This window comes from Blautia hydrogenotrophica DSM 10507 (assembly GCF_034356035.1).
In the GTDB taxonomy this organism is placed as follows: domain Bacteria; phylum Bacillota; class Clostridia; order Lachnospirales; family Lachnospiraceae; genus Blautia_A; species Blautia_A hydrogenotrophica.
This window is the reverse complement of sequence record NZ_CP136423.1, coordinates 2,679,630-2,704,705: the sequence shown is the minus strand read 5'-3', so window position 1 is coordinate 2,704,705 and position 25,076 is coordinate 2,679,630. Positions and strand designations below refer to the sequence as shown.

At 45.3% G+C, this 25,076-nt stretch carries 29 protein-coding genes; 25 read left to right on the top strand and 4 right to left on the bottom strand.

Features of this window, described 5'->3' with window-relative positions; genetic code table 11:
• The first annotated feature begins 1 nt into the window (after position 1).
• The 3 genes from BLHYD_RS13110 to BLHYD_RS13100 are packed head-to-tail and all read left to right on the top strand — an operon-like array spanning position 2 to position 1,856.
• Positions 2 to 481 (top strand): SpoVA/SpoVAEb family sporulation membrane protein, encoded by a 480-nt coding sequence (locus BLHYD_RS13110; protein WP_005950377.1) that lies wholly within the window; start codon positions 2 to 4, stop codon positions 479 to 481.
• Positions 478 to 1,500, top strand: a complete 1,023-nt coding sequence (locus BLHYD_RS13105) for a stage V sporulation protein AD (RefSeq protein WP_005950380.1) — start codon at positions 478 to 480, stop codon at positions 1,498 to 1,500. The genes BLHYD_RS13110 and BLHYD_RS13105 overlap by 4 nt, the downstream gene beginning before the upstream one ends.
• A complete protein-coding gene (locus BLHYD_RS13100; RefSeq protein ID WP_005950382.1) occupies positions 1,500 to 1,856 on the top strand; it encodes a SpoVA/SpoVAEb family sporulation membrane protein in 357 nt (118 codons plus the stop codon). The genes BLHYD_RS13105 and BLHYD_RS13100 overlap by 1 nt, the downstream gene beginning before the upstream one ends.
• Positions 1,857 to 1,982: 126 nt before the next feature.
• Here BLHYD_RS13100 and glmS read toward each other — a convergent pair whose 3' ends face one another.
• Positions 1,983 to 3,809 (bottom strand): glutamine--fructose-6-phosphate transaminase (isomerizing), encoded by a 1,827-nt coding sequence (gene glmS / locus BLHYD_RS13095; protein ID WP_005950384.1) that lies wholly within the window; start codon positions 3,807 to 3,809, stop codon positions 1,983 to 1,985.
• Positions 3,810 to 4,038: 229 nt separating this feature from the next.
• Entirely contained in the window at positions 4,039 to 6,555 is a 2,517-nt protein-coding gene (locus BLHYD_RS13090; RefSeq protein WP_081447153.1) for a heavy metal translocating P-type ATPase, read from the bottom strand.
• Between the two features lie 462 nt (positions 6,556 to 7,017).
• On the opposite strand from BLHYD_RS13090, the gene BLHYD_RS13085 reads away from it, so the two are divergent.
• The 8 genes from BLHYD_RS13085 (at position 7,018) to BLHYD_RS13050 (ending at position 15,459) form a co-directional block, all read left to right on the top strand.
• Positions 7,018 to 7,743, top strand: coding sequence for a tRNA threonylcarbamoyladenosine dehydratase (locus BLHYD_RS13085; RefSeq protein WP_005950389.1), 726 nt, complete (start codon positions 7,018 to 7,020; stop codon positions 7,741 to 7,743).
• Complete coding sequence (gene murB / locus BLHYD_RS13080) at positions 7,743 to 8,693, top strand: UDP-N-acetylmuramate dehydrogenase (RefSeq protein WP_005950391.1); 951 nt, start codon at positions 7,743 to 7,745, stop codon at positions 8,691 to 8,693. Before BLHYD_RS13085 ends, murB begins: the two co-directional genes overlap by 1 nt.
• 3 nt (positions 8,694 to 8,696) lie before the next feature.
• Positions 8,697 to 9,584: an RNase adapter RapZ gene (gene rapZ / locus BLHYD_RS13075; protein ID WP_005950393.1), complete on the top strand. Its 888-nt coding sequence runs from the start codon at positions 8,697 to 8,699 to the stop codon at positions 9,582 to 9,584.
• Between the two features lie 9 nt (positions 9,585 to 9,593).
• Positions 9,594 to 10,556: a DNA-binding protein WhiA gene (gene whiA, locus BLHYD_RS13070; protein ID WP_021845140.1), complete on the top strand. Its 963-nt coding sequence runs from the start codon at positions 9,594 to 9,596 to the stop codon at positions 10,554 to 10,556.
• Complete coding sequence (locus BLHYD_RS13065) at positions 10,553 to 10,807, top strand: HPr family phosphocarrier protein (protein ID WP_005950396.1); 255 nt, start codon at positions 10,553 to 10,555, stop codon at positions 10,805 to 10,807. The genes whiA and BLHYD_RS13065 overlap by 4 nt, the downstream gene beginning before the upstream one ends.
• Before the next feature lie 438 nt (positions 10,808 to 11,245).
• Positions 11,246 to 11,722, top strand: coding sequence for a hypothetical protein (locus BLHYD_RS13060; RefSeq protein ID WP_005950398.1), 477 nt, complete (start codon positions 11,246 to 11,248; stop codon positions 11,720 to 11,722).
• Between the two features lie 53 nt (positions 11,723 to 11,775).
• On the top strand, positions 11,776 to 12,705 hold the full coding sequence (locus BLHYD_RS13055) for a hypothetical protein (RefSeq protein ID WP_005950400.1): 930 nt from the start codon (positions 11,776 to 11,778) through the stop codon (positions 12,703 to 12,705).
• Positions 12,706 to 12,789: 84 nt separating this feature from the next.
• Positions 12,790 to 15,459 carry an NEAT domain-containing protein gene (locus BLHYD_RS13050; protein ID WP_050769910.1) on the top strand — a complete coding sequence of 890 codons (2,670 nt, stop codon included), beginning with the start codon at positions 12,790 to 12,792 and terminating at the stop codon, positions 15,457 to 15,459.
• A gap of 48 nt (positions 15,460 to 15,507) precedes the next feature.
• On the opposite strand, the gene BLHYD_RS13045 is transcribed toward BLHYD_RS13050, so the two are convergent.
• Together BLHYD_RS13045 and BLHYD_RS13040 are read right to left on the bottom strand one after the other, a co-directional pair.
• Positions 15,508 to 16,410, bottom strand: a complete 903-nt coding sequence (locus BLHYD_RS13045; RefSeq protein ID WP_005950404.1) for a phosphatase PAP2 family protein — start codon at positions 16,408 to 16,410, stop codon at positions 15,508 to 15,510.
• A 9-nt stretch (positions 16,411 to 16,419) separates the two neighbouring features.
• A complete protein-coding gene (locus BLHYD_RS13040; RefSeq protein ID WP_005950406.1) occupies positions 16,420 to 17,172 on the bottom strand; it encodes a GNAT family N-acetyltransferase in 753 nt (250 codons plus the stop codon).
• 310 nt (positions 17,173 to 17,482) lie between these two features.
• On the opposite strand from BLHYD_RS13040, the gene BLHYD_RS13035 reads away from it, so the two are divergent.
• The 14 genes from BLHYD_RS13035 (at position 17,483) to rplX (ending at position 25,057) form a co-directional block, all read left to right on the top strand.
• Entirely contained in the window at positions 17,483 to 18,541 is a 1,059-nt protein-coding gene (locus BLHYD_RS13035; RefSeq protein ID WP_005950409.1) for a hypothetical protein, read from the top strand.
• Positions 18,542 to 18,902: 361 nt separating this feature from the next.
• Positions 18,903 to 19,220, top strand: a complete 318-nt coding sequence (gene rpsJ, locus BLHYD_RS13030) for a 30S ribosomal protein S10 (RefSeq protein WP_021845142.1) — start codon at positions 18,903 to 18,905, stop codon at positions 19,218 to 19,220.
• A gap of 61 nt (positions 19,221 to 19,281) precedes the next feature.
• The gene (rplC, locus tag BLHYD_RS13025; RefSeq protein ID WP_040350751.1) at positions 19,282 to 19,914 is read left to right on the top strand and encodes a 50S ribosomal protein L3; all 633 of its coding nucleotides are present in this window, start codon (positions 19,282 to 19,284) and stop codon (positions 19,912 to 19,914) included.
• A gap of 23 nt (positions 19,915 to 19,937) precedes the next feature.
• The gene (rplD, locus tag BLHYD_RS13020; RefSeq protein ID WP_005950417.1) at positions 19,938 to 20,558 is read left to right on the top strand and encodes a 50S ribosomal protein L4; all 621 of its coding nucleotides are present in this window, start codon (positions 19,938 to 19,940) and stop codon (positions 20,556 to 20,558) included.
• Complete coding sequence (gene rplW / locus BLHYD_RS13015; protein ID WP_005950419.1) at positions 20,558 to 20,857, top strand: 50S ribosomal protein L23; 300 nt, start codon at positions 20,558 to 20,560, stop codon at positions 20,855 to 20,857. Before rplD ends, rplW begins: the two co-directional genes overlap by 1 nt.
• Before the next feature lie 343 nt (positions 20,858 to 21,200).
• On the top strand, positions 21,201 to 22,046 hold the full coding sequence (gene rplB / locus BLHYD_RS13010) for a 50S ribosomal protein L2 (protein ID WP_021845144.1): 846 nt from the start codon (positions 21,201 to 21,203) through the stop codon (positions 22,044 to 22,046).
• Positions 22,047 to 22,061: 15 nt separating this feature from the next.
• Entirely contained in the window at positions 22,062 to 22,343 is a 282-nt protein-coding gene (rpsS, locus tag BLHYD_RS13005) for a 30S ribosomal protein S19 (protein WP_005950425.1), read from the top strand.
• A gap of 34 nt (positions 22,344 to 22,377) precedes the next feature.
• Positions 22,378 to 22,767 (top strand): 50S ribosomal protein L22, encoded by a 390-nt coding sequence (rplV, locus tag BLHYD_RS13000; RefSeq protein WP_005950427.1) that lies wholly within the window; start codon positions 22,378 to 22,380, stop codon positions 22,765 to 22,767.
• Positions 22,768 to 22,778: 11 nt separating this feature from the next.
• Positions 22,779 to 23,438 carry a 30S ribosomal protein S3 gene (gene rpsC, locus BLHYD_RS12995; protein WP_005950429.1) on the top strand — a complete coding sequence of 220 codons (660 nt, stop codon included), beginning with the start codon at positions 22,779 to 22,781 and terminating at the stop codon, positions 23,436 to 23,438.
• Positions 23,438 to 23,875 (top strand): 50S ribosomal protein L16, encoded by a 438-nt coding sequence (gene rplP / locus BLHYD_RS12990; RefSeq protein ID WP_005950431.1) that lies wholly within the window; start codon positions 23,438 to 23,440, stop codon positions 23,873 to 23,875. Before rpsC ends, rplP begins: the two co-directional genes overlap by 1 nt.
• Positions 23,865 to 24,071: a 50S ribosomal protein L29 gene (gene rpmC, locus BLHYD_RS12985; RefSeq protein WP_005950433.1), complete on the top strand. Its 207-nt coding sequence runs from the start codon at positions 23,865 to 23,867 to the stop codon at positions 24,069 to 24,071. Before rplP ends, rpmC begins: the two co-directional genes overlap by 11 nt.
• Before the next feature lie 2 nt (positions 24,072 to 24,073).
• On the top strand, positions 24,074 to 24,328 hold the full coding sequence (gene rpsQ, locus BLHYD_RS12980; protein ID WP_005950435.1) for a 30S ribosomal protein S17: 255 nt from the start codon (positions 24,074 to 24,076) through the stop codon (positions 24,326 to 24,328).
• A 37-nt stretch (positions 24,329 to 24,365) separates the two neighbouring features.
• Positions 24,366 to 24,734, top strand: a complete 369-nt coding sequence (gene rplN / locus BLHYD_RS12975; RefSeq protein WP_005950437.1) for a 50S ribosomal protein L14 — start codon at positions 24,366 to 24,368, stop codon at positions 24,732 to 24,734.
• A gap of 11 nt (positions 24,735 to 24,745) precedes the next feature.
• Complete coding sequence (rplX, locus tag BLHYD_RS12970) at positions 24,746 to 25,057, top strand: 50S ribosomal protein L24 (RefSeq protein ID WP_005950439.1); 312 nt, start codon at positions 24,746 to 24,748, stop codon at positions 25,055 to 25,057.
• The last annotated feature ends 19 nt before the right edge of the window (positions 25,058 to 25,076 follow it).

Genomic DNA, 25,076 nt, shown 5'->3' with positions numbered 1-25,076 from the left:
AATGCAAGAAAAGGCAATGAAAGAAAAAGAACAGAAGGCAAAAGAGTATGAGCAGTATGTCAAACAGGTAACACCTACACACAGCCTTCCCATGAACATGGCAAAAGCTTTTTTCGTGGGAGGACTGATCTGTGTCATCGGACAGGCAATTTTAAATGTGGCCGGCAGCTACGGCTTGGACCAGGAGACTGCCGGGTCTTGGTGTTCTCTGATTCTCATATTTGTGAGTGTACTACTGACTGGGCTTAATATTTATCCGAAGATTGGAAAGTTTGCGGGGGCTGGAGCACTTGTACCGATTACCGGGTTTGCGAATTCTGTCGCGGCATCTGCGATTGAATATCAAAAAGAAGGGCAGGTTTTCGGAATCGGCTGCAAGATCTTCACGATTGCGGGGCCAGTGATTCTGTATGGAATCTTTAGCTCTTGGTTATTGGGAGTAGTCTATTACATTTTACAGTGGATAGGAGTGATAGGATGAATCAGATGTTAGGAAAACAGAGTATCTGTTTTGAACAGCCAGCGTATGTACTGAGCAGTGCCTCTGTGGTGGGGAAGAAAGAAGGGGAAGGCCCTTTAAAAGACTATTTTGACAAAATTCATGAGGACCCTGCTCTGGGAGAGGAAAATTGGGAGACTGCTGAGAGTGCGATGCAGAAGGAGGCCTTAGAGCTGGCGGTTCAAAAGGCGGGGCTTCAGAACAGTCAGCTACGCCTGATTTTTAGCGGCGATCTTCAGGCTCAGTCCGTGGCGTCTTCTTTTGGACTTCAAGGGTTTGAACGGCCGGTTTATCAGCTATATGGGGCTTGCTCTACGATGGGGGAAGCTTTGGGCTTGGCAGCTATGTCTGTGTCGGGTGGCTATGCCGACTATACGGCGGCTGTGACTTCTAGCCATTTCGGGACTGCTGAGAAGGAGTTTCGATTTCCCCTGGAATATGGGAATCAAAGGCCGTTATCAGCTACCTGGACGGTCACAGGAAGTGGTGCCTGTGTACTTGGAAAAGAAGGAGGAAAAGTGGTTGTCACCGGAATTACTTCAGGAAAGATTGTGGATTATGGGTTCAAAGACTCACTGAACATGGGAGCGTGTATGGCTCCAGCAGCCTGTGATACGATCTATCAGAATCTTCAGGATTTTGGCCGCAAGCCGGGGGATTACGACAGGATCATAACCGGAGATTTAGGACAGGTAGGGCAGAAGATCTTGTTTGATTTGCTAAAGGAAAAGAACGTGGATATCAGTAGTCAGTACATGGACTGTGGGCTGCTGATTTTTGACAACGAAAAACAAGATACACATTCAGGTGGCAGTGGCTGTGGCTGTTCTGCCACGGTATTTTCTTCTTATATCCTGCCCAAGCTAGAAGACGGAACCTGGAAGAGAGTGTTGTTTTTGCCTACAGGAGCCTTGTTGTCGAAGGTTTCTTTTAACGAGGGAAGAACCATACCTGGGGTTGCACAGGCTGTGGTGGTAGAGAGTGCGCAGGAGGAAAAATAATGGATTATATCAATGCATTTTGGGTAGGTGGTTTGATCTGTGCGTTGGTTCAGATTCTGCTGGACCGGACGAAGCTGATGCCGGGGCGGATTATGGTGATTCTGGTGTGCACTGGGGCTGTACTGAGTGCACTGGGAATTTTCCAGCCTTTGTTGGAGTATGCCGGTGCCGGTGTGAGCGTGCCGCTGTTGGGGTTTGGAAATATTCTCTGGAAGGGGATGGAGGAAGCGATTGCCGAAGAGGGAATCCTAGGACTTTTTATGGGGGGATTTCAGGCGTGTGCCACAGGGGTGTCGGCGGCTTTGATTTTTTCTTATCTAGCCAGCTTGATTTTTAAGCCTAAGATGAAAGATTAGGGATAGGACTTTTACGAATTAGCGTGACAAGGCTTTTCCTTTTATATCAAAAAGCCAGCCTCCTGTGCATTTGGGAGGCTGACTCGTTAGTGGAACAGACAGGCTGTCACGCTGTTTGTCGGTGACTTATTCTACCGTGACAGACTTGGCCAGATTTCTGGGTTTATCCACATCCAAACCGCGTCCCAGTGAAATATAGTAAGCAAAGAGCTGAAGAGGCACAATCGCCAGGGAATTGGTGAAAAAGTTGTCTGTCTTAGGAATATAGATGACATAGTCGGCATTTTTTTCGATTTCTTTGTGGCCGAAGTTGGTGACGGCCAGCACGAAAGCACCACGGGTCTTCACCTCCACGATGTTGCTGATCGTCTTTGGATACAGCTGTTCTTGGGTCGCCAAGGCTACTACCAGGGTATTATCCTCTATCAGAGAGATCGTACCATGTTTTAATTCTCCTGCGGCATAGGCTTCTGAGTGGATATAGGAGATTTCTTTTAACTTCAGAGAGCCTTCTAGAGAAATTGCGTAGTCGATGCCGCGGCCGATGAAAAACATGTGGTCAGCGGCTAGATAACGATTTGCGAAACGCTGAATCTTTTCTTTCATTCCCAGCAGATTTTCAATCTGCTCAGGAAGTTGAATCAAATCAGACTGGAGAGAGAGATAGCGATCCTGGGTGATGACTCCACGGACTTTAGCAAATTTTAGGGTTAACAGGTACAAAGCTGCCAGCTGGGCGCTGTAGGCTTTGGTAGTGGCAACGGAGATCTCAGGTCCAGCCCAGGTATACATAACGTTGTCAGCTTCGCGGGCGATGGAGCTGCCTACGACGTTGACGATGCCAAGTACCCGGACACCGTGATTTTTAGCTTCCCGCAGGGCTGCCAAAGAGTCTGCTGTCTCACCAGACTGACTGATAATGATGGCTAAGCTGTCTGGCTCGTAGATAGGGTTCCGATATCGGAACTCACTGGCCAAGTCCACTTCTACAGGGATGCGTGCCAGTCCTTCGAGAACGTATTTGCCAGTGATTCCAGCGTGGTAGGCAGAGCCACAGGCGATAATCAGAATTTTTTTGATTTTACAGATATCTTCATCGCTCATTCCTAATTCTTCGATGTTGATTTCCTTGTCTTTTAAACGGGGATTTAACGTGTCACGGACGGCTTTGGGCTGTTCGTAGATTTCTTTCAGCATGAAATGCTCATAGCCGCCTTTTTCTGCTGCGTCGATATCCCACTCAATAGTCACGGGAGTCTTTTCTAGGGGCTCTCCGTCAATGTTGTAGAAACGAATATGTTCTCTAGAGAGGCAGACTAGCTCCTCGTTTTCCATATAATATACATTCCGGGTATACCGCAATATAGCGGGGACGTCAGAGGCGATGAGGTTTCCTTCTTTGCTAGCTCCCACGATCAGCGGGCTGTCTTTGCGGGCGGCATAAATATGATTGGGATGATCCAGAAACATGATTCCGAGAGCATAGGAACCTTCTACGCGCTGCATAACTTTCTGAATGGTCTCAGCCGGATTGCCATTATAGTACTCAGAGAGTAGATGGGCGAGTACCTCGGTATCTGTCTCTGATACAAACTCGTAGCCTTTTTTTTCGAGGACTTTTTTGAGTTTCGCGTAGTTTTCGATGATTCCATTGTGAACTACGATGATGGAATGATCTTTATTAAAATGGGGATGAGCATTGGTGTCGGAGGGACAGCCGTGCGTCGCCCAGCGAGTGTGACCGATACCGGCGGTACCTTCCATCGTCGCGCCACCGTGGGTGAGCTCTTCGAGAACCTTCAGCCGGCCCATTACTTTTTCCATCTTGATTTCTTTTCCATCGAAAACGGCGATTCCGGCGGAGTCATAGCCCCGGTATTCTAGTTTGGCCAGACCGTCTAGCAAAATAGGGGCAGCCTGGTTGTCACCGATGTATCCAACAATTCCACACATAATGATAGTACCTCCATATTAGTCTAAATCAAATCTGCCCTCAGCTGTGCTGATGAGGCTCTGCGCGTACAAGGACATGTTTTCAGTATAAACAAAAATGAGTTCCTGTCAAGTTTTTCTGACTTTTATACTTCAGCGTGACAGGGCCTTTCATGCATTAGCGTGATAAGGGTTTTCCTAATTACACAAAAATGCCAGAATGACCGCAGATCATTCTGGCATAAAAGTGTCAATATTTTTTCTGATACAGGATGCGGATGGAATTCAGCACGCAGATCATGGCAACACCAGTGTCGGCAAACACGGCGGCCCACATAGACGCAAACCCTAACAGTCCAAGAATCATGACGAAGATTTTTACTGCGAGAGCAAAAATTACATTCTGCCAGGCAATTTTTTTTGCTGCTCTTGCAATTCGGATAGATATAGGAATTGCCTCCATATAGGATGTCATATATACTACGTCTGCAGCTTCGATGGCGGCATCTGCGCCGCTTCCCATAGCGGCTCCGACATCTGCCGCTGCTAGCACAGGGGCATCATTAATGCCGTCGCCCACGAACATAACGGATTCATGCTGTTTTCTTAAAGTGCCGAGACGATTCAATTTGTCCTGCGGCAGAAGACGGGCGTAAACCTCGTCGATGGCGAGTTCTTTGGCGACTGCCGTAGCAGTTGCTTTTCCGTCTCCTGTTAACATAGCTGTACTGATTCCCATTTTTTTCATGGCGCGGACAGCTGACCTCGCGTCTTTTTTGATGGTATCTGCAATCAGGAAATAGCCGGCTAACTTTCCGTCTACAGCGACGAGAACTTCTGAACCGTAGGAGGCTTCCTGGTGATTCTGAATATCAACATGGAAGCGCTCCATCAGCTTTTGATTTCCGCAGAGAATTTCGTGTCCGTCTATGATGGCCTGGATTCCGTGTCCGGCGATTTCTTCCATGGTCTCAGGTTTTTTCAGGCTAAGACCACGTTCCACGGAGGCGGAGTGAATACTTACCGCAATGGGATGGGTAGAAAACTGTTCGCAGGATGCGCAATAGGCCAACAGTTCTTCTTCTTTAAGATCGCCAGTCAGGGTGATTTTCTGCACGACAAAATTTCCTTCCGTGATGGTTCCTGTTTTGTCCATCACGACAGCTTTAATCTCACTCATGGCTTCCAAAGAAACTCCGCCTTTAAACAGAATTCCCTGTTTGGAGCCCGCGCCGATTCCAGAGAAGAATGCCAGTGGAACACTTAGCACCAGGGCGCATGGACAGCTCATTACCAGGAAGGTCAAAGCAGTGTATACCCAATAGTTCCAATTACCGGTTGCCAAAGATGGAACAATCGCGATTGTGGCCGCGAGAATTACAACGATAGGTGTGTAAACCTTAGCGAACCGGGTGATGAACCGGTCAATTTTAGGCTTGCTGGCCGCCGCATTTTCCACAGAGTCCAAGATTCTGGTTACCATGGATTCGGAAAGTGGTTTTTCCACACGGATTTTCAGCTGGCCGGTGGTATTTACGCAGCCGGAAGTTATGGAGTCCCCTGCGCTGACCTTTACAGGTACTGGTTCTCCGGTTATTGCGGAGGTGTCGACGCGGCTCTCACCTTCTAACACGATACCATCAAGGGGAATGCGGTCACCGGCACGAACCAGAAGTACGTCTCCGACCTGAGCTTGCTCTGACGGGAGTACAGTCACCTCTCCTTGTGGGGAGAGAAGGTTGACGGTTTCCGGCCTTAGATCTACAGCGTCCATGATCTGGCTTCGACTCTTTTCAACAGCCTTGTGTTCAAAGAATTCTCCGATGCGGTAGAAAAGCATAACTCCCACCGCTTCGTCAAAGGAACGAATGCAGAACGCGCCTAAGGTCGCGATGCTCATCAGGAAATTTTCATCGAAGATATGTCCTTTGGTTAAGTTTTTAGCTGCTGTCAGCACAATAGATCTTCCCAAAATGATGTAGGCTACAATACAGATGGGAAGTATGACGGCGTCACCGAATCCCAAATGGGCCAATATCTCTGACAGAACAAAGAGTGCTGCGCCGCTTCCGAGTTCTAAAAGATCTTTTCTGTCGGAAGTTTTGTCATGCTCTGCATGGCTGGCGGAGGAATTGAGAGACTCACGTTTGTGGATTTTGACTTCTGATTCGATGGCAGTACAAATCTGCCGAATCTGAGGCAGATATTTGTCTGGATCTTTTGCCGTCAGTCTCAGTTGTTTTGTGGCAAAGGTAATTGTGGCAGCTTCGATTCCAGGGAGAGCCTGTATCTGGGCTTCCATTTTAGAAGCGCAGTGGGCACAGCCTAAGTTTTCTAAGATATAGACATTTCTGAGCATCCCCGGAGCGACCGGTGTATTGTCTTCCACAACTGCGGCTGCTACATGTTCACGATGGTGGTCGTGACCACAACTACAGTGTTCCCCGTGTTTGTGATGGTGCTCATGGTGGTCGTGACCACAGTCGCAGTGTTCCCCGTGTTCGTGATAGTGCTCGTGGTGGTCGTGACCACAGTCGCAGTGTTCCCCGTGTTCGTGATGGTGCTCGTGACCACAGCCGCAGTGCTCCCCGTGTTCGTGATGGTGCTCATGGTGGTCGTGACTACAGTCGCAGTGCTCCCCGTGTTCGTGATGGTGCTCGTGGTGGTTGTGGCCGCAGCCGCAGTGCTCATCATGCTCGTGACTATGATGATAAGGCTCACCAGTTGATTCTGTGGATATATGTTCCAGAGAATTTAACTTTTTCATAGGGTAATCCTCCTCTAAACAATTTTATATATGAATGATTGTTCATATGTTAATATAATCATATTTTGTGTTGTTTGTCAATAGATTTTGGAAAGATGTAGAAGTTTATCGTGACAGTTCAGCCAGCGCCATTTGTAAAACCGTACTGCGTGCTTGTCGTGGCTGACGCCACTGTTTTACTCATTGAAGGGCGCTCAGCTCATACAGATGCCAGCTCGCAAAAACATACAAGTATGTTTTATGCTTCCTGTACACTGTATAGCTGAACAGTTACACTGGAATTCTTAAGAATCTATGAAAAACTGTACATTTTATATTGTGGTATAGTATAATGTACAAAGAGTAAAATAATAGGAAAAAGGCAAACTGACTTTGAAGTTCGCTTTTGCGTCAGGAAGATTGAATTTCTGTTTGTCTGGAAAATACTGTTTGTGTTGAGTATGAATTTTTAGGAGGATTATCATGCTAAATGAGTTTACCCGCATGGAGATGTTGGTAGGAGAGGATGGAATAAGATGCTTAAGTTCGGCGAAAATTGCTGTATTTGGGCTGGGCGGTGTGGGCTCTTATGTGGCTGAGGCCTTGGCTCGCTGTGGGGTGGGTAGTCTGACTTTAGTGGACCATGATACAGTGTCTGTCACGAATATCAATCGTCAGCTCTATGCGTTGCATTCTACGATAGGGAGAGCAAAAGTGCAGGTGGCGAAGGAGCGTATTCGAGATATCAATGAAGATATCCTTGTGCATATTTATGAAACCTTTTATAATGAGGATACAGCAAGCCTGTTTGATTTTCAGATGTATGATTACGTGGTGGACGCGATTGACACAGTTTCTTCTAAACTTCTGCTGATTGAGACAGCGAAAAAGTATGGAGTACCTATTATCTCCTGTATGGGTACAGGAAATAAAATGGACCCGTTTCGTTTTGAGATCGCGGATATTTCTAAGACCAGTGTGTGCCCTTTGGCGAAAGCTGTTCGGACGGAACTTCGCAAGCGAGGAATTAAGAAGGTAAAAGTGCTATATTCAAAAGAAAAACCTTTGAAGTGTTTGGAAAATACACAGGAGATCAAAGGTACAGGCAGGCGTCCTGTTCCGGGAAGCATTTCTTTTGTGCCAAGTGTCGCAGGGCTTCAGATTGCGGGAGAAGTGGTGAGAGATCTTCTACGGGTACAGAAAAAATAATGAAGATAGAATTGAGAGGAAGTATTTTGAAAGAAGAAATAAAGAATGAATTTTGTAGAATATTGGGAAGCGATCATGTATTAGTCGAAGAACCAATGAGCGCTCATACTACTTTTCGAATTGGAGGACCGGCTGAGTATTATGTTTGTCCTCATTCTGTGGATGAATTGCAGAGGACATTGGATGTCTGCCGCAGATATCAGCTTCCTTACTTTATCCTGGGCAATGGAAGCAACTTATTGGTGAGCGATCAAGGCTACCGAGGTGTGATTATTCAGCTTTTTCGGAATATGAGTCAGATTGATGTACAGGATGAGCGGATAAGGGCGCAGGCAGGTGCGTTGCTTTCTTTGGTGGCAAAGCAGGCATTGGCTCACAGTCTGACAGGATTTGAGTTCGCAGGCGGGATACCAGGAACGCTGGGCGGAGCTGTCGTGATGAATGCTGGTGCTTATGGAGGAGAGTTGAAGGATGTTTTAGAGGAAGTGACGGTTTTAAATCAGGAAGGTGAAATTTTGAAGATACCTTTTGAGAAACTTGAGATGGGGTATCGGACTAGCATAGTGAAAAAGAAAAATTACATTGTGCTTGAAGCAGTTTTAAAACTGAGATATGGGGATGAGGACAAAATTCGCCAGACTATGAGGGAGCTAACGGAAAAAAGAACCAGCAAGCAACCATTAGAATTGCCAAGTGCAGGAAGTACTTTTAAACGGCCAGAGGGATACTTTGCGGGAAAGTTGATTATGGATTCTGGTCTGAGAGGATACCGTGTAGGAGGAGCTCAGGTATCAGAAAAACACTGCGGTTTTGTGGTAAATATTGACAATGCCACAGCTGAGGATGTGCGAAGGTTAATGAGAGATGTGACGGACAAAGTCTATGAGAAATTTCAGGTGACTCTGGAACCGGAGGTTAAATTCCTGGGGAATTTCTCAACAGGAGAGTGACCCATGCGATTTGTGATTGTGACAGGTATTTCGGGAGCGGGAAAGAGTACCGCCTTAAAATTTTTGGAAGATGCCCAGTATTTTTGCGTGGACAATCTTCCAATTCTTCTGCTAGAGAAGTTTGCGTCTATGACATTAAGTATGAATTCAGAAGAGATCCGAAACGTAGCTTTGGGAGTGGATGTGAGAAGTGGCCAGCAGCTTGGCGATTTGGAAGAGATTTTAAAAAAGATGAGAAAGCAGGGCTACCAATATGAAATTTTGTTTCTGGATGCTTCCGATGAGGTACTGATAAAAAGATACAAGGAGAGTCGAAGAAATCATCCTCTGGCTCCTGATGGAAGGGTGGATGAGGGGATTCGCCTAGAACGCAGGAGACTGGAGTTTCTGAGAAATCAAGCGGATTATATCATCAATACATCTCGTATGCTGACACGGGAATTGCGAAAGGAGATTGTACGAATTTTTGTGGACAATCAGGATTTTCGAAGTTTAGTTGTGTCGGTGGTATCTTTTGGATTCAAATATGGAATTCCCAGTGATGCCGATCTTGTGTTTGATGTGCGTTTTTTGCCTAATCCATATTATATTGATGAGCTTCGTCATCTGACAGGAGAAGATCAAGCTGTTTTTGATTATGTCATGGGGGCCAGTGCTGCAACAGAATTTGCAGATAAGCTGGAAGATATGGTGAAGTTTTTGATTCCGCATTACATGAATGAAGGAAAGAACAGCCTGGTGATAGGAATTGGATGTACTGGCGGAAAGCACCGATCCGTGACTTTAGCCAGAGAACTTTTTCATCGTCTTGCCAGTGACGCTGACTATGGGCTTAGAATTGAGCATCGTGATTTGCAGAAGGATACATTGAGAAAGAAAAATCAGGAGTAGGTGGAGATATTGTCTTTTTCCAGAAATGTAAAAGAGGAACTTGCCAGACATCACAGTACAGCGAGACACTGTCAGATTGCGGAACTTGCGGCAATTCTCAGTATGAGCGGAAAGATTTGCTATAATGGGCAGGGACAAAGACAGCTCATTTTCCAGACGGAAAATGAAGTAGTTGTGAGAAAATGCTTTACATTATTGAGAAAAACATTTAATATAGAGACAGAAATTCGAATTCGGCAGCACACGGGGTTAAACAAGGGAAGTGTGTATACCATTGACTTGAAAAGTGTTAGTCTTACTAGAAGAGTGCTGGAAGGTATCAAGGCGGTGGAGGCGGATAAGAAGGTTTCTGATCAGTTGATTGAAGTTGATCCGATAGTGTACCAGAAGAACTGTTGTAAGAGAGCTTTCGTAAGGGGAAGTTTTTTGGCGGCTGGCTCTATCAGTGATCCCGAAAAATTTTATCATTTTGAAATTGTCTGTTCGACGCAGGGAAAGGCGATTCAGATACAGCAGGTGATTGCCAGCTTTGATGTGGATGCAAGGATTGTGATGCGTAAGAAGTCATATGTGGTGTATATAAAGGAAGGGGCGCAGATTGTCGAGATCCTTGGCATCATGGAGGCGGGCAAGGCTTTGATGGATCTGGAAAATATACGGATTTTGAAGGAGATGAGAAATTCTGTAAACCGTAAAGTCAACTGTGAGACAGCCAATATTCATAAGACAGTAAATGCGGCGGTGAAACAGATTGACGATATTCGACTGATTGAGGAGAAAAGGGGCTTGGGGAGTCTGAATCCGGGGCTGGAGCAGATTGCCAGACTTAGGTTGGAGTTTCCAGAGGCTACCTTGAAGGAATTGGGTGAAATGCTTTCCCCCACAGTTGGGAAGTCTGGAGTGAATCATCGTTTGCGTAAGCTAAGCGTTCTTGCAGAAGAACTCAGGGGGAACAAGGAGGAAGTATTATGATTGAAAAACCAGTGAAGATTAACTTATCCACGGGATTGGAGGCGAGACCGGTTGCACAATTAGTCCAGGTGGCAAGTCAGTACAACAGTGAAATTCATGTGAAGGTTGGAGAAAAGAAGGTCAATGCAAAGAGTATTATGGGGATGATGACTTTGGGGCTGGATGCCGGGGAAGAAGTAACTCTGCTGGTAAATGGCGAAGATGAGGAGGACGCCATTCACAGCATAGAGAAGTATCTAAGTAATCAGTAAGTGGTTTTTACATAACAGACGAAAAAAGGTTTTACAGAGCTGAGTGCGGTTCTGTAAAACCTTTTTTTATGTAATAGGAAAGACCTTGTCACGCTAATGCGCGAAAGTCCTTTCCTATTACATAAACGCTCCGCTAAGGATGCGCACGCCGCAATAAGGTAGTACACCGCTAGGCGGTGTTGCGGCGGCGCGCAAAGTGGGACTGCGCCCCCTCAAAGATTGAGGGGATGGGGGAGTTGAAGTGGGCTTGCCCACTTTGTTATGTTGCAAGAAAGACCTTATTACGCCGCACCGAGAATTGGAAAAAATATCAAAAAGAAGTTGACAAAATTTTGGAAGGGGTAGTATACTGCAATTAGTTAGTGATAACTAACTAATTAATTTCGCTTAATGGGAGATTTATGCGCTATGGTGAATGGCAGGGGGTGCTGGTAAGTGATGAAAAAAGATAAGAAAAAAGTGATAGGTTTAACTATTGTTCTTGCAGCCGTGGCAATTGGTGTTTACTTTTATACAAGGCCGAAAGAAGTGACAAACTACGATACTCGATTTGAGTCTGAGCAGGAAAAACCACAGAGTGAAGCTTCTCAGGGAGGTACAGAAGAAGGGATTCAGATTCCAGGGTATAAGTCTATTGTGATTCCGGCAGGAAAAAAAGAGGTGTCCGTGGAACTGACGAATCCTGAGGAGAACAAAGTGTATTTCAAGATTTCTTTCTATCTGCCAGAAACGGATGAGACGATTTACACCTCAAAACTGATTAAACCGGGTCAGCATTTGTACGATATTACATTAAAAAAAGAAATGGAAGCAGGGGAATATCCCCTGGTAGTCAAGTATGCCACGTGCAGTGCAGATGAGAAGAGAACTCCAAGGAACAGTGCGGAGGTCAACTGTACTTTAGTTGTGAAATGACGATGTTGTTGCGCTTAAGCGCTAAACATAAATAAAAGTAAAGGAGAGAGAATATGAAGCTAACAAAAATCTTATCAGGGGTTCTCACGGCTGCGATGGTGGGAACCATGCTGTGCAGTACAGCTTTTGCTGCGGAGCCGGCAAACGGAGAATACACAGGAGAGATTCATTTTCTCAATGGAAATGGTACGGGAGCCGCGAGCATGTGTGATTCCATCTTTGCACATGAAGCGGATGTGACAGTGAATGACGACAGTGTAAATCTTACTTTCTATGTGGCATATCCGATTCCGTCATTCTCAAATCAGGGAACTGACGGAACGATCAAGGATGTGGTTTTTACCGTAGATGAAGAGCAGTATACAGCGGAGTCTGACATTACCACAAAGCCTGTGAAGACATTCGACACTGCAGGTCCTATCTTTGGAATTAATGAGGGAGATGAGCTGACCACACAGGTTTTGAGTATCAATCTTCCAAAGACGGTACTGGATCAGCTGGAGGCAGGTGAAGTTGCAGCCAGCGCTTATGTAAATGTTGTCATGAATACGACTCAGAATTTCTATGTACAGGTGACTGACCTGCAGGCGGCAGGAGCAGAGGAAGACAGTCAGGACATGGAGATCACGGCAAATGTGGAAGAGGCAGTTTCAGAGCCGACATACAATGTTACAATTCCTAGTTCCGTAACTCTGGGAACTCTGAGCGCTGAGGCAGATAACAAGATTCAGTACAGTGTGGAAACAGAGACTAAGAACCTAAATGGTGGGAGTGTCATGATTGAAGTGCCAGAAACGGGAGTTCTGACAAGTGGAAAGAACCAGCTGGCATTCGCTAATAGTTTTAAAAAGCAGACTATCAGCGACGATGGTTCCAGAACAATGCAGGGAACAATTTTAGTAAAGGCTACTGACGTGGCGGCAGCGGCAGCTGGAAACTATACCGGAACAACGACTTTCTCTGTTACGTACACAGCTCAGTAGGAAGATGAACAGACAGTGAAAACGACGGAAATCCTCAGGCATATTGTCCGTGAGGATTTCTGATTTTCTATAATGGAGGAGAAGATGAGAGAAATAAAGGCTGTAAAAAGGATAGGGCCTCTGCTTTTGGCGGCAGTTTTATCTGTGGGGCTGTTTGGTCAGCCTTTGGCAGTAAAAGCTACAGTGGCAGAAAAATCCTCCGGATCATACACTAAAAATGGTACGTTTCATATTGACCAGTTTGGCGAGTATGACATCAATACGGCGGTGACAGTGACTGATGGTAAGATTTCCGACGTTGATGTGTCGGGAGAGAATTTCGGGGGAACTTACGCAGAGGTAAATAAGGGAAAACTGGCGACGGCAGTAGAAGGAATTATGGACAAATTTGTGGGACTTTTGGATACGGATGCGGACGGAATTCGGAATGTGGACGTAGTATCCGGCGCCACTTACTCTTCCAATGGAATTAAAGGGGCGGTGGCAGATGCTCTTGACCTGGATATTGACGGGGAAGGGCCATCAGACGTTCCCAGTGAAAAGCTGGAGGCCGGTACTTATGATATCACTGTAGCTGTCCGCAGTGACGTTATAGACCACAGTCTGGTGGAGACGGATACGACACAGGCAGTTCTTCAGGTGGATGAGGATGGAAAGATGACAATTTCCTACCGTATGGTCTCCGGAACAGATAGGGAACCTATGTATATCCTGGACTTTAATGGATATTACAAGGACAATGACCCTTCTCAGGAGCTAACCCTAGAAGGCGCTTCATACAGTACCGAGGAGAGAAACGGCTATACGGTAGTCACCGATGTCAGGTTCCCTCTGTCTGGGATGAGTCAATACTATTACTGTAACAATTATCTGTATGTGCCCGCCATGAGCAACTTAAATGGTGAAATCAGCGGAATTCTCTTTGACCACGGCAAATTTAATATCAAGACGATAGTGACGATGCATTGGGACACGCTGAAAAAAGCGGGCGGTTCCTCGGAGAGTTCAGAAAACATGCAGATCTCTGCGAGCATAGAAGAAAAGACTTCCTCCCCTTCCTACGTGGTAACGGTGCCTTCTTCCATTTCTATGGGGGATTTGAGCATTGTCAAAGACAATGTGAAGGAGTATGAGATAGGAGTATCTACCCAGGACAAAGAAGGGGCGGTTACTGTGTCAGCTCCTGGAGGAGGTGAGCTGTACAGCGGAAAGAATTCCCTGGATTTTTCCAATGATTTTGGAACCCAGACGTTCACTGTGGGGAAGGAGAAATTATTGGACATCAAGACCGATACCGGAGATATCCAGGGAACGAAGCTGAAAGGAAAGATCACGATCACTGGCGAGGATGTCTCAAAGGCAGCCGGCGGAAACTATACCGGCACCACGACATTTACCATCCGCTACCAAAAGGATGGAGAGACAGCGGAAGCTTTAAAAGAGGGCAGATATACGATTGACATCACCTTATGGCACGTTACCTTAAGTCAGCTTTCCATGGGAAACGGGGCAGTGGTTTCTCCAGGTGTTATTATGGTGGGGGCAGATGGGAAGATGAATTTGGAATTGACTCTCCAGCCGCTGGAGACTTCCGGGTTGAAAGGGTATCTGTACAATCTGAAAAAGGTGGATATGTCCACGGTGGAGTATAACAGTGTCAAGTATCCGGTGAAGTATGAGGCGGAGGATGCCGAAGTGCTGGAGCGATTTAGCGGTGTCTATGACGACTATAACAGTCCGAGCTCTCCTTCTTACGATGAGAGTACCGGCGGCAGGGAATATCCCAGAAAAATTTCTATTCCGATAGAGATGAATGAGGATATGAATTATGTGGAAATACATATTCCCGTCATGGAGTCTCTCGGAGAAGGACAGGGGATACAGGTGGCAAGGTTACATCTGGACTGGGACAGCCTCAAAGAAGCAGACGACGAGTTGGATATTAAAAACCTTGCGGATGGTGTGTACTCCGTCACAGGGCACATGGTAAAGGTGGATAAAAAGACACTTTCCATGTCTGACAATGCCATCAATCACACTGTCAAGCTGACTGTTAAAGATGGAAAATACTATATCACCTTGAATTTCAAAGGGTTGGAGATCAGCGAAAGACTGGGATATCTGAGCAAATTGAAATACTTTACCACAGGATATACGGTGGATGAATACGGCAATCCCGTGGGAAATCTCAAAGATGTCACTGTGGATTCCTATCAGAAGTATGAGGACGGTTTTCTGGTGAGTGACAGCTATGGGACGGACTATCCTGATCTCGTGACTCTGGAACTAATTCCGGAGGCGCTCGAGGATGGCTATGTTCCGCTGCAAGTATTTGTGCCGATTATGGAGTCGATCGCGGCGGGAACGGGGATACAGTATGCCTTCTTGAGTCTGAATTGGGACAGCATTGTGGCAACGACGGCGGATGACCCGGCCTTTGACGACAGCGATGTCAATGTCAAGCCCGGCACCACGACGACTCCCACAAAAGTACCCTCTCAGATTCCTGGGAATCCCACACTTACCGGCGGTGCTGGATTGAACGGAGGTTCCAGTTTAAATGGAGGTTCTAGTCTGAAAGGAGGTTCGGGCTTAAGCAGTGGTTCGGGTCTGAATAACAACGGAACTTCGGGATTGAAAGCATCCAGTGTGAAGACGGGAGATGAGATGCCTTTAGGAGGCTTTTTGGCTCTGGCAGTGTTTTCGTTGGGAGCTGGGTGTCTGATTATCTGGAGACGGCGAGAAGAAAATTAGAATAGACCTGACAGCAGGGGGTGTCTCACTAAATGGTGGAATACCATATTAGTGAGTACCCCCTTTTTTGTTGTCCAGACAGCGGGAAAATAACCAGGGATAGATGGCCAGAATCCAGGTTACCACGATAAAGTACCGGAAGAAACCGGAGAAGAGAGAGGCGCCCAGGAGAGGCTTTAGGCCCTGTTGAAGAATGAAAGTTATGAGAAGTCCCAGGAGGAAACGGGTGATTTTCTTTGACTTTTGCAGAGGGAGAGAAAACCGAATGTAGCATTTTTCCAGGTAGTATCCAAGGGCAAAGCCGGCACCGGCGCCAGCGGCTTTTGCGCAGTCTGAAGCGTAGTCCAAAGCTAAAATATCTTGTCTATAGAGGAAATAGGCATATAGCAGCAAAGACAGAGAACACAGAGCGAACAAAAAAGCGGTCAACCTGGGCCTGGAAAGTTTTCTGGTTCTTCGGTACAGGAACCAATGAAAGAAGAAAGCGGAGGCCAAGGAGATGACCATGGCGGTCAAAACATCCTTTAAAGTATGGCAGCCCAGGTACATCCTGGAAAAACCTATGAGCAAAAACGACAACACACATAGAAATTTTTTCCAGTTTTTCTCAGAAGCCAGGGCAAGAGAGCCGAAAAGGGCGGTACCGCTTTGGGTGTGCCCGCTGGGAAAGGAGTAACCCGTGGCGGCGGGAACCGCTGAAGGGACTGCCTGAAATCCGGGGTCCAAAATCCAAGGCCGGGGAATTCGAAAAGTGATTTTCAATCCCTGCACGGCCAGACCTGATACAAAGTAGGTGAAACCGATGGTATAGGCAAGCTTTTTATTTTGACACCAGTATAGCCAGCAGATTACAGCCACAGCGAGAGTTTCCTGGCCGAGATAAGTGATAAGCTGAAAGAGAGTATCAAAAAAGGGAGTTCTGTATTCAGCCAATAGGTTTAAGATTTCCATATAATCCTCCTAATATAATGATTTAGAGCGAAACCAATGAGTATAGGTGTCCTGAAAACCTAGTGAGCGATAGAGATTTTTGGCGGCTAGATTATCCGGAACGACTTGAAGATAGGCCTTTTTGGCACCTTCTTGAATCCCTGCTTTTAGGATTTCCTGACAGACAGCCCGGCCCAGATGATGACAGCGAAATTTGGCGTCCACGTTGATGGCATACAGACCGATGTGGTCCCGGTCAAGGATGCCAAGGCCGATAGCGCGAATTTTGCCATCCACCAAGATAGAGGCCGCCAACGTCTTTTTGGGGATGGCGGCATACATGGTCGGAACGATCAGACGGTGGGTTGAATTTGTGGTGTGTTTTAAGGCAAATAGAGTTTCCAGCCATTCAGGAGTGATTTTTGTGGAAATTTGTACGTCGACTTTTATGGGTTTTGAGACAAATTGGCATAGATTCATGGATTTGACTTCTGTCACATGCTCGATTTCATAGCCGAGTTCCTCCAGCATAAGGTCAAAAGCAGTTGGAAGCAATGGGGTGATTTTAAAAATGCAGGGGGTATTCCAGTAACGGTATATTTCTTCACAGTAACGAATCTTCTCTTCAAATGGGAGAGAAGAAGGGCCGATTTGTTCCACACAGTTTGTACGATGCGTATAAAAATAGGAAAAACGCAGGATCCATCCGTCGTAGATTTGCATTTGATGGGACGGCCATGCATTTAAAGAGAGATCTTCAATTGTCTTTATGTAATCTATCATAGTGATACCTCCAGTTTTTCCTATTATATGGTGGAATGAAAGGAAAAACAAGAGGAACTATAAGAATGGAAAGAAATATTCCATTTACAGATAAGAATTATAATGGTAAAATAGTTACAGTCCAGCCAGCACCATTCGAAAAAACGCATTGCGTGCTTATTGTGGCTGACGCCACCGTTTTACTCATTGAATGGCGCTCAGCTCATACAGATGTCCGCTCGCAAAAACATACAAGTGTAGTTTTGTGCTTCCCGTACACTGTATGGCTGAACTGTTACAAAAAGATACGATTGTGTAAGGAGCGTTGGTAATGTCTAAATTTTTGAAATTTATTGTGCATCTGGTGATTTTCTGTACCATCATATGTATTCTTGCTCTCGCCGTGCCGTCTTTCTTTGGAATTTATACGGCGGTTAACGACGGTACTTATGAGGATACGAACCTTCCAATGGGCTCTGTGACCTACGCAAAGGAAGCGGATATTAGCTCACTGACCAGAGGGGAGGCTATTCTGGTACAGGAAAATGGGAATATTTATCGTTACAATGTGCAGAATGTCGATCTGGAAAACAAGATTTGTACTGTGGTGAATCCGGCGAGTTCCAGTGAAAAAGAGATCAGTGTTGCTGTGAAAAATAAAGTTCCTAAAATTATCATCACAGTGGGTGTCATTGGCTTTCTGATGGCGGCTACCAAAAGTGTGGAAGGAATCATAATTTTAGGCTTGTCAGTTCTCTTTTTGATTATCCTGTACGTCATCGCGGAAATTTGGAAAAAGCCGTCAAAGAAAGTGGAAGAAGACAGTGACGGAGCTATCACGAAGACGAAAAAGGAACTGAAACAGGAGGAAAAGCAGAGGGCGAAACAACTTCGTGAAGAAGAGAAACTTATCAAAGCCCAGGATAAAGAAGACAGGAAGAAGAATAAAAAAGAAAAGCGCAGAAAGAAAAAGACAGGTGGTTTCGTGGATGAAATCTACGAGGATGAACTGGAGCTGGAGGAAGAACAACCGACGATGAATATTGTTCAGGAAGCTCATGAAGAGCTGCGAAAGGAGATCGGTGCGGCTACCGAAGAAAGTGAGCACATTCAGGAACAGTCGCGGGAAGAGGCTTTGGTCCACCAGACAGTGGTGATACCTACAGAGGAGGTCAAAGAGGCTGTGCGTCCAGCCGAACAGAAGCTGGAAGAGGAAGTGCAGCCCGAAGTGAGGAAAATGGCGATTCCGCGATGGAGCGCAAAACAGTTGGCAAAGAAGGCAGAAGCTGCCGGAGATGAGCCGGAAGTATTCGAAGACGAGATCGCAAAGGTGACGTTTTTTGATTATTCTGAGATTATTGCCAGTGGAAAAGAGAAAAAAGAAGAATAAAGGATGGAGGGCTGTTTAGGATTTTGAACAGCTCTCTTCCTATTATAATAGGACGTCTTGTATCCTTGCTTTTTCTGCTCATGAAAAAAAACAAAAAAAAGCTTGCATTTTTTAGAAACGTCCTGTATACTCATAGATGCTGTGACATGATAGCTGTGAAGCGTGAGGTTGCTGTCCACTGTGGCAGGTTTTCCGTGGAGCGAATGTCAAGTTAGGAAACTGACGACAAGTCACTGTACAAGTTCAGATATCCACAGAAAGTGTGGAAATAGTGTGTGTGAAAGTTAGGACACACACGGAGATGTGTACAGTCACCGCTTGTCGTACTGATAATAAGTGCGAAAAGGAGGCGACTTTTTTTATGGCAAGTCAAGTAATGAGAATCACATTAAAGGCATATGATCATCAGTTGGTAGATGCATCTGCGAAGAAAATTATCGACACTGTAAAGAAAAATGGAGCAATGGTGAGCGGTCCGGTACCTCTTCCGACAAAGAAGGAAGTAGTTACCATCCTGAGAGCGGTTCACAAGTATAAAGATTCCAGAGAGCAGTTTGAGCAGAGAACACACAAGAGACTGATCGACATCATGACTCCAACCCAGAAGACGGTAGATGCTCTGTCACGTTTGGAAATGCCGGCTGGTGTTCATATTGATATTAAAATGAAAACAAAATAATTAAGTTTGGCAACACTATATGATTACCGAAAGGGTAATCCGCTATAAGGAGGAAAATAAAATGAAGAAAGCTATCTTAGCTACCAAAGTCGGAATGACTCAGATCTTCAATGAAGACGGAGTGCTGATTCCAGTAACTGTATTACAGGCTGGACCGTGTGTGGTTACACAGGTCAAAACAGAAGAAAATGATGGATACAGTGCAGTTCAGGTTGGTTATGCGGACAAGAGAGAGAATCTTGTGAACAAACCAATGAAGGGCCACTTTGAGAAGGCTGGTGTGTCCTGCAAGAGATTCGTAAAAGAGTTTAAGCTGGACAATGCGGCTGAATATGAATTGGGCCAGGAGATTAAGGTGGATGTCTTTGAGGCAGGAGACCACATCGACGCTACAGCAATCTCCAAAGGTAAAGGATACCAGGGCGCAATCAAGAGACATGGACAGTCTAGAGGACCTATGGCTCACGGTTCTAAATACCATCGCCATGCAGGTTCCAACGGTGCGGCATCTGATCCGAGCAAAGTATTCAAAGGAAAGAAAATGCCGGGACAGATGGGTAACAAACAGATCACTATCCAGAATCTGGAAGTTGTTCGTGTTGACGCAGAAAATAATTTACTGTTAGTAAAGGGTGCTGTTCCAGGACCTAAGAAATCCTTAGTAACCATCAAAGAGACAGTAAAGTCCTTATAATAAGAAAGGAGGAGCACTAAGAGATGGCAAACGTATCAGTTTTAAATATGGAAGGCAATGAAGTTGGAACAATTGAACTGAATGATGCGGTTTTTGGCGTTGAGATCAATGAGCATCTGGTACATTTGGCAGTTGTTCGTCAGCTTGCAAATAAACGTCAGGGAACACAGAAAGCGAAGACTCGCTCAGAAGTTCGCGGCGGTGGAAGAAAACCATGGAGACAGAAAGGAACCGGCCATGCAAGACAGGGTTCTATCCGCGCTCCACAGTGGACCGGCGGCGGTGTTGTATTTGCTCCGGTACCAAGAGATTACAGTGTGAAGATGAACCGCAAAGAGAGACTGGCAGCTCTGAAATCAGCGCTGACCGCTAAGGTTCAGGACAATAAGTTGATCGTGGTAGACGATTTGAAATTTGAGGCAATCAAGACAAAAGATATGCAGAACGTACTAAACAATCTGAAAGCTGAGAAGGCACTGGTTGTCACACCGGCTGTAGATCAGAATGTAGTATTATCTGCTAGAAATATTCCGGAAGTTCAGACCGCAACGGTGAACACCATCAATGTTTACGATGTGATGAAACACAAGACCCTGGTTCTGACCAAGGATGCAGTAGCTTCAATCGAGGAGGTGTACGCATAATGGCAGCAATTAAATATTATGATGTAATTCTGAAACCGGTGGTTACTGAGAAGAGCATGAACGCTATGGGAGAGAAGAAATATACTTTCTTAGTACATCCGGAGGCGAATAAAGCACAGATCAAAGAAGCTGTAGAAAAAATGTTCGAGGGAACAAAAGTAAAGAGCGTCAATACCATGAACATGGATGGGAAAAAGAAAAGACGCGGAATGACAGTTGGAAAGACTGCGAAGACGAAAAAAGCGATTGTAGCTCTGACAGAAGAGAGTAAAGATATCGAGATCTTCGAGGGACTTTAAAATTGACAGGGAAGAAGAGTGGAAAGTATGACGAGATCAGGTGGCCCAAAGGGCGACGAATGTCACCTCGGAAAACAAGTTTCCTCGGTCGCATTACACGCTTACAAGTCTCAAAATAAATCATTTCTTACGTACAAGCACGACGAACTGATTTCTTTTGAAGAATTGACGAGTGTCACCTCGAAAGCGGAGCTTTCTCGGTCGCGTTACATGCTTACAATCCTTAAAATAAATCACCTCTTACGTGTGAGCACGACGAGTTGATTCATTTTAAGTCTTGACACTCTGTTTATCCCGAATATGTGCACGGAAGCACGATAAGAAATTCGAAAGGAGCAAAACCATGGGAATTAAAACCTATAATCCATATACTCCGTCCAGAAGACATATGACTGGATCTGATTTCTCTGAGATTACAAAATCTACTCCTGAGAAATCTCTGGTGGTATCTCTGAACAAGAACGCTGGACGTAACAACCAAGGTAAAATTACTGTTAGACACCGCGGAGGCGGAAGCAGAAGAAAATATAGACTGATCGACTTCAAGAGAAGGAAAGACAATATTCCAGCGATTGTAAAGGCGATTGAGTATGATCCAAACAGAACTGCAAACATCGCTTTGATCTGCTATGCAGACGGTGAGAAGGCTTATATTCTGGCACCAGAAGGACTGAAAGTCGGCGCGAAGGTTATGAACGGACCGGAAGCAGAGGTTCGTGTGGGTAACTGTCTGCCGCTGTCAGAGATTCCTGTAGGTACCATGATTCACAATATTGAGATGCACCCAGGAAAAGGCGGACAGCTGGTTCGTTCCGCTGGCAATGGTGCACAGTTGATGGCAAAAGAAGGAAAGTATGCAACACTGAGACTTCCTTCTGGTGAGATGAGAATGGTTCCGATTGTTTGCCGTGCATCCATCGGCGTTGTTGGAAATGGCGATCACAACCTGATCAACATCGGTAAGGCAGGACGTAAACGTCACATGGGAATCAGACCTACCGTTCGCGGTTCCGTTATGAACCCCAATGACCATCCACATGGTGGTGGTGAAGGTAAGACCGGTATCGGACGTCCGGGTCCATGTACTCCATGGGGTAAACCTGCACTGGGTCTGAAGACCAGAAAGAAAAACAAACAGTCCAACAAGTACATCGTAAGAAGAAGAGATGGAAAAGCATTAGCAAAATAATTAGGAGGTTAGAACATGGCTCGTTCATTGAAAAAAGGACCTTTCGCAGACGCTAGTCTGTTAAAAAAGGTAGATGCATTAAATGCAGCAAACGATAAAACAGTTATCAAAACCTGGTCACGTCGTTCTACCATCTTCCCGTCATTCGTAGGACACACGATTGCTGTTCACGACGGAAGAAAACATGTGCCGGTATATATCACAGAGGATATGGTTGGTCACAAACTGGGTGAGTTCGTGGCAACCAGAACTTACAGAGGACATGGTAAAGACGAGAAAAAATCAGGCGTTCGTTAATAGATTGAGTGTGTGAGAAAGGAGGATTTATCCAATGGCAAAAGGACATAGATCCCAAATTAAGAGATCCAGAAATGAGAATAACAAAGATACAAGACCATCCGCAAAATTATCTTATGCAAGAATCTCTGTACAGAAAGCATGCTACGTGTTAGATGTAATTCGTGGGAAAGACGTACAGAGTGCGCTTGGTATCTTGACATATAACCCAAGATACGCTTCCAGCGTACTGAAGAAATTACTGGAGTCCGCGATCGCAAATGCGGAAAACAACAACGGTATGAATATCGAAAACCTCTACATCGCAGAGTGTTACGCAAACAAAGGACCTACGATGAAGAGAATTCAGCCGAGAGCTCAGGGAAGAGCTTACCGTATCGAAAAGAGAACTAGTCATATCACAATCGTGCTGGATGAAAGATAAGGAGGGAAAACATGGGACAGAAAGTTAACCCACATGGTCTTAGAGTCGGAGTGATCAAAGAATGGGATTCCAGATGGTATGCGGACAAAGATTTTGCAGACTGCCTGGTTGAAGATTATAACATCAGAAAATTTCTGAAGAAAAAACTGTACACAGCAGGCGTTTCCAAGATTGAGATTGAGAGAGCGTCTGACCGCGTAAAAATCATCATCTATACCGCAAAGCCTGGTATCGTAATCGGTAAGGGCGGTTCTGAGATTGAGAAAGTAAAAAAAGAACTGAAAAATTACACAGATAAGAAATTTATCATTGTAGACATCAAAGAGGTGAAAAGACCAGACAGAGACGCTCAGCTGGTAGCAGAAAACATTGCGTTACAGCTGGAGAATCGTATCTCTTTCCGTAGAGCTATGAAGTCCACCATGTCCAGAACTATGAAAGCCGGTGCACAGGGAATTAAGACTTCTGTATCCGGACGTCTGGGCGGCGCTGATATGGCCCGTACAGAATTCTACAGTGAGGGAACTATTCCGCTGCAGACACTTCGTGCAGACATCGATTATGGCTTCGCAGAGGCAGACACCACTTACGGCAAGGTTGGCGTAAAAGCGTGGATCTATAATGGCGAAGTACTTCCAACAAAAGGAGCTAAGGAAGGGAGCGATAAATAATGTTAATGCCAAAGAGAGTAAAACGTCGTAAACAATTCCGTGGATCCATGAGAGGAAAAGCCCTGAGAGGCAACAAGATTAATTATGGTGAGTACGGTCTTGTAGCTACCGAACCATGTTGGATTCGTTCCAATCAGATTGAAGCAGCCCGTATTGCGATGACTCGTTACATCAAACGTGGCGGCCAGGTTTGGATTAAGATTTTTCCAGATAAACCAGTAACAGCAAAACCAGCAGAGACACGTATGGGTTCCGGTAAGGGCTCCCTGGAGTACTGGGTAGCAGTCGTAAAACCAGGTCGTGTAATGTTCGAAATTGCAGGCGTTCCCGAGGCAACTGCTCGTGAAGCGTTACGTCTTGCAATGCACAAGTTACCATGTAAATGCAAAATCGTTTCTCGTGCAGACTTAGAAGGCGGTGATAACAGTGAAAATTAATAAATTTGTAGAAGATTTGAGAAGTAAATCAGCTACAGAGCTGAACGAAGAATTAGTAGCTGCTAAGAAGGAACTCTTTAACTTGAGATTTCAGAATGCAACCAATCAGTTGGATAATACAAGCAGAATCAAAGAGGTTCGCAGAAACATTGCCAGAATCCAGACAGTGATTGCTGAGCAGGCTAAGGAGGCGTAATCGTGGAGAGAAATCTGAGAAAAACCCGTGTGGGTAAAGTAGTCAGCAATAAGATGGACAAGACCATCGTTGTTGCGATTGAAGACCATGTAAAACATCCTCTTTACAAAAAGATCGTAAAGAGAACCTATAAATTGAAAGCCCATGATGCAAACAATGAGTGCAGCATCGGTGATACCGTAAAAGTAATGGAGACAAGACCTCTGTCCAAGGATAAAAGATGGAGACTTGTTGAGATTGTTGAGAAAGTGAAATAATTGGATAAAGGTAAAATTCGTAAGGAGGAATACCAGTATGATTCAGCAGGAAAGCAGACTTAGAGTTGCTGATAATACCGGTGCAAAAGAAATCCTTTGCATCCGTGTTATGGGCGGTTCTACTAGAAGATATGCGAATATTGGTGATACCATCGTTGCTACGGTCAAAGATGCAACACCAGGCGGCGTTGTTAAAAAAGGTGATGTTGTGAAAGCTGTTGTTGTTCGCAGCAAAAAAGGCGCTCGCCGTAAAGATGGCTCTTACATCAAATTCGATGAGAACGCAGCGGTAATTATCAAAGACGACTTAACTCCGAGAGGAACACGTATCTTTGGGCCGGTAGCCAGAGAGCTTCGTGAGAAGAAATTCATGAAGATCGTGTCCTTAGCTCCGGAAGTATTATAGGAGGGTGCCGTATGTCAGCTATGAAAATTAAAAAAGGTGATACTGTAAAGGTAATCGCTGGTAAAGACAAAGGCAAAGAAGGAAAAGTTCTTGCCGTCAACGTAAAAGACAATACAGTTCTGGTTGAGAGCGTAAATATGATTACAAAACATGCAAAACCTTCTATGGCTAATACAGAAGGCGGCATTATCAATAAAGAAGCTCCGATCCATGCTTCCAATGTGATGCTGGTAGCGGATGGAAAAGTGACTCGTGTCGGATTTAAGATGGACGGAGATAAAAAAGTACGTTTTGCAAAAGCAACCGGAAAAGTGATCGATTAATTAAGAGAGGAGGCATAGG

Bases quoted from the DNA above. Each gene is read 5' to 3' on its own strand.
- BLHYD_RS13105 (WP_005950380.1), top strand. From the start codon at position 478: ATGAATCAGATGTTAGGAAAACAGAGTATCTGTTTTGAACAGCCAGCG.
- glmS (WP_005950384.1), bottom strand. From the start codon at position 3,809: ATGTGTGGAATTGTTGGATACATCGGTGACAACCAGGCTGCCCCTATT.
- rplP (WP_005950431.1), top strand. From the start codon at position 23,438: ATGTTAATGCCAAAGAGAGTAAAACGTCGTAAACAATTCCGTGGATCC.
- BLHYD_RS13055 (WP_005950400.1), top strand. From the start codon at position 11,776: ATGAAGCTAACAAAAATCTTATCAGGGGTTCTCACGGCTGCGATGGTG.
- rpsS (WP_005950425.1), top strand. From the start codon at position 22,062: ATGGCTCGTTCATTGAAAAAAGGACCTTTCGCAGACGCTAGTCTGTTA.
- BLHYD_RS13035 (WP_005950409.1), top strand. From the start codon at position 17,483: ATGTCTAAATTTTTGAAATTTATTGTGCATCTGGTGATTTTCTGTACC.
- rplW (WP_005950419.1), top strand. From the start codon at position 20,558: ATGGCAGCAATTAAATATTATGATGTAATTCTGAAACCGGTGGTTACT.
- rplD (WP_005950417.1), top strand. From the start codon at position 19,938: ATGGCAAACGTATCAGTTTTAAATATGGAAGGCAATGAAGTTGGAACA.
- rplB (WP_021845144.1), top strand. From the start codon at position 21,201: ATGGGAATTAAAACCTATAATCCATATACTCCGTCCAGAAGACATATG.
- rpsJ (WP_021845142.1), top strand. From the start codon at position 18,903: ATGGCAAGTCAAGTAATGAGAATCACATTAAAGGCATATGATCATCAG.
- BLHYD_RS13065 (WP_005950396.1), top strand. From the start codon at position 10,553: ATGATTGAAAAACCAGTGAAGATTAACTTATCCACGGGATTGGAGGCG.
- BLHYD_RS13085 (WP_005950389.1), top strand. From the start codon at position 7,018: ATGCTAAATGAGTTTACCCGCATGGAGATGTTGGTAGGAGAGGATGGA.
- murB (WP_005950391.1), top strand. From the start codon at position 7,743: ATGAAGATAGAATTGAGAGGAAGTATTTTGAAAGAAGAAATAAAGAAT.
- BLHYD_RS13045 (WP_005950404.1), bottom strand. From the start codon at position 16,410: ATGGAAATCTTAAACCTATTGGCTGAATACAGAACTCCCTTTTTTGAT.
- BLHYD_RS13100 (WP_005950382.1), top strand. From the start codon at position 1,500: ATGGATTATATCAATGCATTTTGGGTAGGTGGTTTGATCTGTGCGTTG.
- rpsC (WP_005950429.1), top strand. From the start codon at position 22,779: ATGGGACAGAAAGTTAACCCACATGGTCTTAGAGTCGGAGTGATCAAA.
- BLHYD_RS13090 (WP_081447153.1), bottom strand. From the start codon at position 6,555: ATGAAAAAGTTAAATTCTCTGGAACATATATCCACAGAATCAACTGGT.
- BLHYD_RS13050 (WP_050769910.1), top strand. From the start codon at position 12,790: ATGAGAGAAATAAAGGCTGTAAAAAGGATAGGGCCTCTGCTTTTGGCG.
- rplN (WP_005950437.1), top strand. From the start codon at position 24,366: ATGATTCAGCAGGAAAGCAGACTTAGAGTTGCTGATAATACCGGTGCA.
- rapZ (WP_005950393.1), top strand. From the start codon at position 8,697: ATGCGATTTGTGATTGTGACAGGTATTTCGGGAGCGGGAAAGAGTACC.
- rplX (WP_005950439.1), top strand. From the start codon at position 24,746: ATGTCAGCTATGAAAATTAAAAAAGGTGATACTGTAAAGGTAATCGCT.
- BLHYD_RS13060 (WP_005950398.1), top strand. From the start codon at position 11,246: ATGAAAAAAGATAAGAAAAAAGTGATAGGTTTAACTATTGTTCTTGCA.
- rplV (WP_005950427.1), top strand. From the start codon at position 22,378: ATGGCAAAAGGACATAGATCCCAAATTAAGAGATCCAGAAATGAGAAT.
- BLHYD_RS13110 (WP_005950377.1), top strand. From the start codon at position 2: ATGCAAGAAAAGGCAATGAAAGAAAAAGAACAGAAGGCAAAAGAGTAT.
- BLHYD_RS13040 (WP_005950406.1), bottom strand. From the start codon at position 17,172: ATGATAGATTACATAAAGACAATTGAAGATCTCTCTTTAAATGCATGG.
- rplC (WP_040350751.1), top strand. From the start codon at position 19,282: ATGAAGAAAGCTATCTTAGCTACCAAAGTCGGAATGACTCAGATCTTC.